The organism is Sphingomonas azotifigens NBRC 15497, from assembly GCF_002091475.1.
GTDB lineage: Bacteria > Pseudomonadota > Alphaproteobacteria > Sphingomonadales > Sphingomonadaceae > Sphingomonas > Sphingomonas azotifigens.
Genome location: NZ_BCTR01000068.1, coordinates 22,999 through 31,544, shown reverse-complemented (window position 1 = coordinate 31,544; position 8,546 = coordinate 22,999). Strand labels below are relative to the sequence as shown.

Genomic DNA, 8,546 nt, shown 5'->3' with positions numbered 1-8,546 from the left:
GTAACCGATGGTGGTGCACCCCGCCATCGGTTACACCCCTCCACCGCCCTGCGGGCGGTCCCCCTCCCCTTTGAGGGGAGGATCGCAAGGGTGCAACGGCGGGCGCTTCCGGCGCCCTCGACGATAGGATATTCGCAGCCCGAGCGGAATCGGTTTCACCGCCGCCACAAAAATCCGGAGCGTGCATGCCCACCGATTTCCACTTCTACGAACCGGCCTCGGGCCACGGCCTGCCCCATGATCCGCTCAACGCGATCGTCGGCCCCCGCCCGATCGGCTGGGTCAGCACCCTGTCGGCCAGCGGCGTGCGCAATCTCGCCCCCTACAGCTTCTTCAACCTGTTCAACTATCGCCCGCCGATCCTCGGCTTCGCCTCCACGGCGTGGAAGGACAGCGTCGCCAACATCGCCGAGACCAGGGAGTTCGTCTGGAATCTCGCGACGCGTCCGCTCGCCGAGGTCATGAACGCAACCTCGGCGCCGGTCGACCCGGAGGTGGACGAGTTCGCGCATGCGGGCATCGAAGCGCTCCCCTCGCGCACCGTGCGCCCGGACCGCGTCGCGGGCAGCCCGGCGCAGTTCGAATGCCGCCTCACCCAGCTGATCCGCCTGGAAAACAAGGAAGGCGCCGAGGTCGATACCTGGCTGGTGCTCGGCGAGGCGACCGGCATCCATATCGATCGTGCGATGCTGGAGGACGGCGTCTACCAGACTGCTCGTGCTCGCCCGATCCTGCGCGGCGGCGGGCCGGCGGACTATTTCGAGATCGGCGAGGACGCGCTGTTCAGGATGTTTCGCCCGCGCTGACGCCCGGCTCGGGCAGGATCGGCGGGGTCGAATCCGGATAGGTCAGCCAGGTCTTCCACAGCTGGTGGATACGCGCCTCGGTCAGGTCGATCCGGCAGTTGAGCAGCGCCGCGTTCCGGATCGTGCCGCCCTGCCAATGCGCATAGACCGCGTCGCATTCGCCCTTGCGCCAGGCGATCCAGCGGCCCTGCGCCTCGTCGAACGCCTTGACCACCGTCACCCCGTCGGTCGCGGCGCGCTTGCGGGCGGCGACGAGATAGGTGTTCATCTCCACCTCGGCGGCGTTGCTGGCGCGCGCGAGGCACAGGTTCATGTCCACCGTGGTCTTCGCGTCGGCGCAGCGATCGGCGGGGGCGGCAAGCGCCAGGGCGAGCAGGAGCAGCGGCATGGCTGCATCCTACAAGCAGAAGCGTGCAACGCTCAACCGAGCGCGGCGAACTTCTCTTCGGCCTCGCGATCGAGCTGCGCCCGGCTCTTCTTCTCGGCCGCGGTCTTGAGCTGGCCGCAGGCCGCATCGATGTCGCGCCCGCGCGGGGTGCGCACCGGCGCGGAGATGCCGCCCTCGAACACGATGTTCGAGAAGGACCGGATCCGCTCGGGCGTCGAGCATTCGTACGGCGCGCCGGGCCAGGGATTGAACGGGATCAGGTTCACCTTGGCGGGCAGCTTGTACTTGCGCAGCAGGCGCACCAGCTCGCGGGCATCGTCGTCGCTGTCGTTCTTGTCCTTGAGCATCACATATTCGAAGGTGATGCGCCGGGCATTGTTGGCACCCGGATAGTCGGCACAGGCCTGGAGCAGCTCCTCGATGCCGTACTTCTTGTTGAGCGGCACGATCTCGTCGCGCACGTCCTTGGTGACCGCGTGGAGCGACACCGCGAGGTTGACGCCGATCTCCTCGCCCGCGCGCGCCATGATCGGCACCACGCCCGAGGTCGACAGGGTGATGCGGCGCTTTGACAGCGCGAGGCCGTCGCCGTCCATCACGATCTGGAGACCGGCCTTCACCTCGTCGAAATTGTACAGCGGCTCGCCCATGCCCATCATCACGATGTTGGTGAGCAGGCGGCCCTCGGGCTGGCTCGGCCATTCGCCGAGCGAATCGCGCGCGAGCATCACCTGGCCGACGATCTCGCCGGCGGTGAGGTTTCGCACCAGCCGCATCGTGCCGGTATGGCAGAAGCGGCAGTTGAGCGTGCAGCCCACCTGGCTGGAAACGCACAGGGTTCCCCGATCGGCGTCGGGGATGAACACCATCTCGTAATCCTGCCCGTCGGGCGAGCGGAGCAGCCACTTGCGGGTGCCGTCGTTCGAGACCTGCGCCTCGACGACTTCCGGGCGGCCGATCACGAAGCGCTCGGCCAGCCAGGGATGCTGCGCCTTGGCGATGTCGGTCATCGCCGAGAAGTCGGTGGCGCCGCGATTGTAGATCCAGTGCCACAGCTGCTTGGCGCGCAGCTTGGCCTGCTTGGGCTCGAGCCCGGCGGCGGCCAGCGCCTCGCGGATCCCGTCGCGGGAGAGACCGATCAGGTCGGTACGCCCGTCTTCGCGCGCGGCGGGGGCACGCGGCACGGGCACGGGATCGATGTGCCCGGGGATGGGCATGGGGGCGGCCGACACTGTCTGCATCGCGTGCATATAGGCGAAAATGCCGCGCTTTTCCAGCGGCGTGATTCCACCGAGCGCCGTTCCGGGATGGGTCATGCCGTCCCGCGCCGGCAACAGCCTATCGTGAATCAGGTTTCCGCCGGAAAACCAAACCCCATTGTCGCGTTACAGGGCAGCAAAAGAATTTCATTATTACGAGGAGTTGATGATGAAAATGATGTTTTCAAGCCTGGCGATCGCCGGCACGCTGATGGCTTCGGCCGCGACCGCCCAGACCACCACGCCGGCCCAGACCACGCCGGCCCAGCCGGCCACCGGCGCCACCACGCAGACGACCCCGGCAACGCCGGACCAGGGCACCACCGGCGCGGGTACCGCTGCGGCGTCGACCTTCACCGATACCGAGGTGCAGCAATATGCCAAGGCGGCGCTCGCGGTGAACAAGATCAACGCCGACGCCAGCATCCCGACGGCCGAGAAGAACACCAAGTTCGTCGCCGCGATCACCTCGTCGGGCCTGCAGCCGCAGCGCTTCAACGAGATCAGCCAGGCGATGGCGTCGGACACCGCGCTCAACCAGCGCATCCAGGCCGCCGCCGCCCAGGCGCAGACCAGCGGCCAGTCGGCCCAGGCGACCGCGCCGGCCAGCCCGACCGGCAACTAACCCATAGCTCCCTTGGCGGCGGCGGTCCTCTGCGGGCCGCCGCCGTTTTTGTATGCGCGACTGTCATGGTTCCGGAACGAAAGCCCGCCAAAGGCACCGCCTTGGGTTCGCTTCGCAAAAGGAAATGACAGCATGCGAAAAGGGTTGATGGTCGGCGCGGCGGCGCTGCTGATGGCAATGGCACCGGGGGGCGCGGCACCGGATGCGGACAAGAGCCTCGATACGCTGCGGCTCGATCAGGTGCGCGTGCTCGGCTCGCACAACAGCTACCGCCCCTATCCGCTGCCGGAGGTGGAAGCGCGAATCCGCACGCTGCTGCCGAGCAGCTGGGAAGGCCTCGCCTATGGTCACCCGCCGCTCGAGAGCCAGCTCGCGCTCGGCCTGCGCCAGCTCGAGATCGACGTCGCGCCCGATCCCCAGGGCGGCGCCTATGCCGCACCCTATGCCAATGGCACCGACGAAATTAAGGCCGAGATGGCCGCGCCCGGCGCCAAGACCATCCACATTCCCGGCATCGACTGGCAGACGCATTGCCGCACCTTCCGCGCGTGCATGGCGCTGTTCCGCCGCTGGTCGGATGCGCATCCGGGCCATCTGCCGGTGATGATCCTGGTCAATGCCAGCGACGTGCGTCCGATACCGGGCGTGCGCACCACCGATATCGGCTTCGATGCCGCCACGCTCGACGCGCTCGACGCCGACATCGCCGCGACGATCGGCCGCGAGCGGGTGATTACGCCCGACGACGTGCGCGGCACCCTCCCCACGCTGCGCGACGCGGTGACCGCGCATCGCTGGCCCACCGTCGGCGCCTCGCGCGGCAAGTTCCTGTTCGTGCTCGATACCTCGGAAGCCAATGAGGCGCGCTACCGCACCGGCCATGCCAGCCTGAAGGGCCGGATGATGTTCGGCTGGTATCCGGAAGACGCGCCGGAAGCGTCGTTCTTCAACATGCAGAGCCCGACCACCGACTCCGCAACGATCACCCGCCGCGTCAAGGCCGGCTTCATGGTCCGCACCCGCGCTGATTCCGAGACGCTGGAGGCCCGCAACCACGATCGCCGCCGGCTCGACACCGCGATCGCCTCGGGCGCGCAGATTGTCAGCACCGACTATTATGAAGGCGCGCCGGATCCGCGCGGGCTCAACTGGGTCGTGTCGCTGGGGAAGAGCACGGTGCTCTGCAACAGCGTGACGGCAACCTGCCCAAAGCGCTGAGGGCATAAACAACCATGCCCCTCACCCTTCCCATCGCTAGCGCGATGGGCCCTTCCCTCTCCCCTTGTGGGAGAGGGAGGGAGCGCCGCAGGCGCGGAAGGGTGAGGGGGACTTGGGATCTACTCCCCCACACCCCGCACCCGCACATCCCGCCGCGGTGCCGGCACGGTGATGCCGTGCGTGCCGAACAGCGTCCACAGCCGGTTGAGCACGTCGCTCTTCACATTGCCGACGCCGCTCTCCGGATCGCTGATCCAGAGCAGGATGTCGTGCGCCGCGCCATTCTCGCCCAGCGCCGTCAGCCAGACATTGGGCTCGGGCATATCGAGCACGCGCGGGCTTTCGCTGGCCGCCTGCAGCATCAGCCGCTGCGCCAGCTCGAGATCGCAGCCATAGGCGACCGTCACCGGGATCCGCACCCGCACGTTGCGATCGGTGTAGGACCAGTTCTCGACTTCCTGGGTCATCAGATTCTCGTTCGGAATCAGATGCTCCTTGCCGTCGCGGGTGATCACCGAGACGGCGCGGACGCCGATCTTGTTCACCCAGCCGAAACTGTCCCCCACCACGATCACGTCGCCCGGCTTGATCGAGCGGTCCATCAGCAGGATGATGCCGGCGATCAGGTTGCCGACGGTCTTCTGCAGGCCGAAGCCGATCGCGAGGCCGAAGGCGCCCGAGAACAGCGCGAAGCTGGTCAGGTCGATGCCGAGCAGGTCGATGCCGACGAAGAAGGCAGCGGTGACGATGGCGATGCTTGCCAGCTTCTGGCCGAGCAGCCGCTGCGTCGCGTCCAGCCCGTGTGCCCGGCCGATCCACTGCGCGAGCAGCCGGTTGGCCAGCCGCACCAGCGCATAGAGCAGGACGATCGTCACCACGAAAGTCAGCAGCGAGAGCAGCGACAGCCGCCGCGTGCCGATGTCCATCCCGACGCGGGCCAGCAGCGCCTCGATCACGCCGAGGCCGCCCATCGTCTTGCTGAGCAGCGAGGTGAAGGCGATCGCGCCCATCGGCCAGGTGGCGAGCCGCGGCACGCCCAGCCCGCGCAGCACCTCCACCACCGCCAGCGCCATCGCCAGCCCCAGCGCGATGCCGAGCAGCAGCGTCGCCGGCGGATGCCAGGCATAGCCGCCCGCCACCGGCGAGAGCAGCAGCGCGACCGTCAGATAGCGGATGATCCGGCACAGCCGCGCCTGGATGCCGTTGATGTGCTCGCCGGCAATGCGGTGCCACAGCCCGGCGATCTGCGCGCCGACGCGCTGGCCGACCACCACGCCGATCGCCAGCGCCAGCGCCGCCAGCCCCAGCGCCACCGCCATTTCGCCCAGTTCGGCCGGCGACGGGAACCGCATCCCCATGTCGCCCATCCGATCGAGCAGATCGCGGATCATCCGCGCGCGGCGGCGAAGCGGGCGAGGCCGGCGTGGAGATCGGCGATCAGGTCGTCCGGATCCTCCAGGCCGACATAGAGCCGGACCAGCGGCCCTTCGGCCTGCCAGCGCGACGCGGTGCGGATCCGCTGCGGATCGGCGGGGATGGCCAGGCTTTCATAGCCGCCCCAGCTGAAGCCGATGCCGAAATGCCGCAGCCCGTCGATCAGCGCGGTGCGCGCGGCATCGTCGCCGCCGTTCAGCACGAAGGAGAACAGGCCGGCGGCACCGCGGAAATCGCGGGCGAACAGTTCGTGCCCCGGGCAGTCGGGCAGCGCCGGGTGGAGCACCCGCGCCACTTCGGCCCGCGTCTTCAGCCACGCGGCGATCTTGAGCCCGCTCGCACCCGACTGGCGCAGCCGCACCTCCATCGTGCGCAGCCCGCGCGCGGCGAGATAGGCATCGTCGGGGCTGGCACACAGGCCGAGCTGGTAGGTGGTCGCGCGCAGCTTCTCATAATGGCCGGGCGCGGCGGTGACCGAGCCCAGCATCACGTCCGAATGGCCGACGACATATTTCGAGCAGGACAGAATCGTGTAGTCGATGCCCTTCTCGATCGCCGGGAAGTAGAGCGGACCCGCCCAGGTATTGTCGAGCAGCGTCACGATCCCGCGCGCCTTGGCGACCGCGACGATCGCCGGCACGTCCTGTACCTCGAAGGTGAGGCTGCCCGGACTTTCGAGCAGGATGGCCTTGGTCCGCGCGCTGCACAGCGCCGCGATTCCTTCGCCGATCATCGGGTCATAATAGGTGGCGGTGATGCCCAGCCGCTTGAGCATGCCGTTGCCGAACGCCCGCGTCGGCTCGTAGCTGCTGTCGGGCAACAACACCTCGTCGCCGGGCTCCAGCACCGCGAGCAGCGCGGTGGTGATCGCCGACACGCCCGAGGGGTAGAGCAAGGTCGCCTGCGCGCCGGGCTCCAGCGCGGTCAGCGCATCGGCGAGCGACCACTGGGTCGGCGTGCCGCGGCGGCCGTAATAGAGCTTGTGGTGGGTGTCGGCGCTGCCGCGTTCGCGCATCTCGGCGATGTTGTCGTAGAGGATCGTCGAGGCGCGCCACACCGGCGGGTTGACGATGCCTTGCGTCCATTCGGGGCGGCGGCCGGCATGGACGACCTTGGTCGCGTCCCCGTCCTCATGCTTGTCGTCGTGCCCGCTCATGCGCCGAGCACCTTTTCCGTCTCGGGGTGCGCACCCCATTCGCTCCAGCTGCCGTCGTACAGCGCGATCTCGTGGCCGAGCAGATGCGCGGCGAACACGATCACCGAGGCGGTGATGCCCGAGCCGCAGGTCGCGACCAGCGGCCGGGTCAGGTCGAGCCCGGCGGCGTCGAACACCGCCTGGATGCCCTCCGGCGCTTTCCAATGGCCGTCGCTCTCGAAGAAGCGGCCATAGGGAATGTTCTTGGCCCCCGGCATGTGCCCCGCTGCGCATTCGGCGCGCGGATCGGGCTCCTCGCCGGTGAAGCGGGCCGCCGAGCGCGCGTCGACGATCTGCTCGGTCGTGCTGCGCATCTCGTCGAGCGTGCGAAATTGCGCGGCGGGTGCGCCGACGGTGAAGCTCGACGGGATGGCGGCGTGCGGCCCGGTTTCCACCGGCCGCCCCTCGGCGCGCCAATGGCCCATATTGCCGTCGAGGATCGCGGCGTGGACGCCGAACATCCGCAGCACCCACCAGGCACGACACGCGGTATGGTGCGGGCTGTTGTCGTAGAGGACGATGCGGGTGGTGCCCATAACCCCCAGCTGCGCCATCCGCTCCTCGAAGACGCTGCGCTTGGGCAGCATCGAGGGCAGCGGGTTCTCGGCATCGACGAGCGTATCGAGATCGAGCAGCCGCGCCCCAGGGATATGCCCTGCCTCGAATTCCGCGCGCGGATCCTGCTTCGCCGCGCCGGGAAGGGTGGAGGTGTAGGTCGCGTCGAGGACCAGCAAGTCGGGGGCGCCGAGCAGGCCGGCCAGCGCGTCGGTGGTGATCAATCCGTCCATGGGCGTCCCGATGTTTTCCTCTCCGAAGCGGGGGTCGGCGCATAGGGGAACACCAAGCTGTCATCCCCGCGGAGGCGGGGATCCATTGGCGCTGAAGCCGAAGTTCCTTCCCCCGGCGGACCGGCGAATGGATTCCCGCCTTCGCGGGAATGACGGTGGCTTTGGAGCACCGCCATCGGCTTCCTTCCCTATGCGACCACCTCGCGGGGCGAGGAGCGTTGGTGCAATGTCACACGTCCCTCTAGCCCTATGGAAACCCCACGGCAAACGCCTACATGGCGGCCATGGACGCCAAGCATCTCGGTAAGCAATCCGCCCTGCCCGCCACGCCGGAGGAAGCGGAACTCGACTATGTACCCAATCCGCGGCCGGGCACGCGCTATCTGGTGCGGTTTGCCGCGCCGGAATTCACCTCGCTCTGCCCGATCACCGGCGCGCCCGATTTCGCGCATCTGGTGATCGATTACGTGCCGGGCGAAAAGATCGTCGAATCCAAGTCGCTCAAGCTGTTCTTGGGCAGCTTCCGCAACCACGGCGCCTTTCACGAGGATTGCACCGTCGGCATCGGCGAGCGGCTGTTCCGCGAGATGCAACCGATCTGGCTGCGTATCGGCGGCTATTGGTATCCGCGCGGGGGTATCCCGATCGATGTGTTCTGGCAGTCGGGCAAGCCGCCCGAGGACGTCTGGATTCCCGATCAGGGCGTTCCCGGATATCGCGGGCGCGGCTGAACGCCAGATTTACAGCACGGTTCATCAGGTATACAGTTGTGCGTTGCAGCGGAACTGCAACTTATTCGAAAAACGGGAGTTTAGCAGGACATAGGGCCCAGA

The 8,546-nt window shown here is 67.8% G+C and carries 9 protein-coding genes; 4 read left to right on the top strand and 5 right to left on the bottom strand.

Going from position 1 to position 8,546, the window contains the following annotated elements; genetic code table 11:
- Positions 1–185 precede the first annotated feature (185 nt).
- Entirely contained in the window at positions 186–806 is a 621-nt protein-coding gene (locus SAZ01S_RS19875) for a flavin reductase family protein (RefSeq protein ID WP_084583993.1), read from the top strand.
- Here SAZ01S_RS19875 and SAZ01S_RS19870 read toward each other — a convergent pair.
- Together SAZ01S_RS19870 and rlmN are read right to left on the bottom strand one after the other, a co-directional pair.
- Positions 784–1,194, bottom strand: a complete 411-nt coding sequence (locus SAZ01S_RS19870; RefSeq protein ID WP_084583992.1) for a lysozyme inhibitor LprI family protein — start codon at positions 1,192–1,194, stop codon at positions 784–786. The genes SAZ01S_RS19875 and SAZ01S_RS19870 overlap by 23 nt on opposite strands.
- Positions 1,195–1,226: 32 nt before the next feature.
- Positions 1,227–2,411 (bottom strand): dual-specificity RNA methyltransferase RlmN, encoded by a 1,185-nt coding sequence (gene rlmN / locus SAZ01S_RS19865; RefSeq protein WP_439951239.1) that lies wholly within the window; start codon positions 2,409–2,411, stop codon positions 1,227–1,229.
- Between the two features lie 217 nt (positions 2,412–2,628).
- On the opposite strand from rlmN, the gene SAZ01S_RS19860 reads away from it, so the two are divergent.
- Complete coding sequence (locus tag SAZ01S_RS19860) at positions 2,629–3,078, top strand: DUF4168 domain-containing protein (protein WP_139810163.1); 450 nt, start codon at positions 2,629–2,631, stop codon at positions 3,076–3,078.
- 132 nt (positions 3,079–3,210) lie between these two features.
- Complete coding sequence (locus SAZ01S_RS19855; RefSeq protein WP_084583990.1) at positions 3,211–4,296, top strand: Ca2+-dependent phosphoinositide-specific phospholipase C; 1,086 nt, start codon at positions 3,211–3,213, stop codon at positions 4,294–4,296.
- A gap of 119 nt (positions 4,297–4,415) precedes the next feature.
- Here SAZ01S_RS19855 and SAZ01S_RS19850 read toward each other — a convergent pair whose 3' ends face one another.
- From SAZ01S_RS19850 to SAZ01S_RS19840, 3 genes are read right to left on the bottom strand one after another with little or no spacing between them, the layout of a single operon-like run.
- A complete protein-coding gene (locus tag SAZ01S_RS19850; RefSeq protein WP_139810162.1) occupies positions 4,416–5,687 on the bottom strand; it encodes a mechanosensitive ion channel family protein in 1,272 nt (423 codons plus the stop codon).
- Positions 5,684–6,886, bottom strand: a complete 1,203-nt coding sequence (metC, locus tag SAZ01S_RS19845; RefSeq protein WP_084583989.1) for a cystathionine beta-lyase — start codon at positions 6,884–6,886, stop codon at positions 5,684–5,686. Before metC ends, SAZ01S_RS19850 begins: the two co-directional genes overlap by 4 nt.
- On the bottom strand, positions 6,883–7,713 hold the full coding sequence (locus tag SAZ01S_RS19840; protein WP_084583988.1) for a sulfurtransferase: 831 nt from the start codon (positions 7,711–7,713) through the stop codon (positions 6,883–6,885). Before SAZ01S_RS19840 ends, metC begins: the two co-directional genes overlap by 4 nt.
- Before the next feature lie 284 nt (positions 7,714–7,997).
- On the opposite strand from SAZ01S_RS19840, the gene queF reads away from it, so the two are divergent.
- The gene (gene queF / locus SAZ01S_RS19835; RefSeq protein WP_139810165.1) at positions 7,998–8,444 is read left to right on the top strand and encodes a preQ(1) synthase; all 447 of its coding nucleotides are present in this window, start codon (positions 7,998–8,000) and stop codon (positions 8,442–8,444) included.
- Positions 8,445–8,546: the final 102 nt, after the last annotated feature.

Coding starts and splice junctions, on each gene's coding strand:
- SAZ01S_RS19875 (WP_084583993.1), top strand. CDS start 186: ATGCCCACCGATTTCCACTTCTACGAACCGGCCTCGGGCCACGGCCTG.
- SAZ01S_RS19870 (WP_084583992.1), bottom strand. CDS start 1,194: ATGCCGCTGCTCCTGCTCGCCCTGGCGCTTGCCGCCCCCGCCGATCGC.
- rlmN (WP_439951239.1), bottom strand. CDS start 2,411: ATGCCCATCCCCGGGCACATCGATCCCGTGCCCGTGCCGCGTGCCCCC.
- SAZ01S_RS19860 (WP_139810163.1), top strand. CDS start 2,629: ATGATGTTTTCAAGCCTGGCGATCGCCGGCACGCTGATGGCTTCGGCC.
- SAZ01S_RS19855 (WP_084583990.1), top strand. CDS start 3,211: ATGCGAAAAGGGTTGATGGTCGGCGCGGCGGCGCTGCTGATGGCAATG.
- SAZ01S_RS19850 (WP_139810162.1), bottom strand. CDS start 5,687: ATGATCCGCGATCTGCTCGATCGGATGGGCGACATGGGGATGCGGTTC.
- metC (WP_084583989.1), bottom strand. CDS start 6,886: ATGAGCGGGCACGACGACAAGCATGAGGACGGGGACGCGACCAAGGTC.
- SAZ01S_RS19840 (WP_084583988.1), bottom strand. CDS start 7,713: ATGGACGGATTGATCACCACCGACGCGCTGGCCGGCCTGCTCGGCGCC.
- queF (WP_139810165.1), top strand. CDS start 7,998: ATGGACGCCAAGCATCTCGGTAAGCAATCCGCCCTGCCCGCCACGCCG.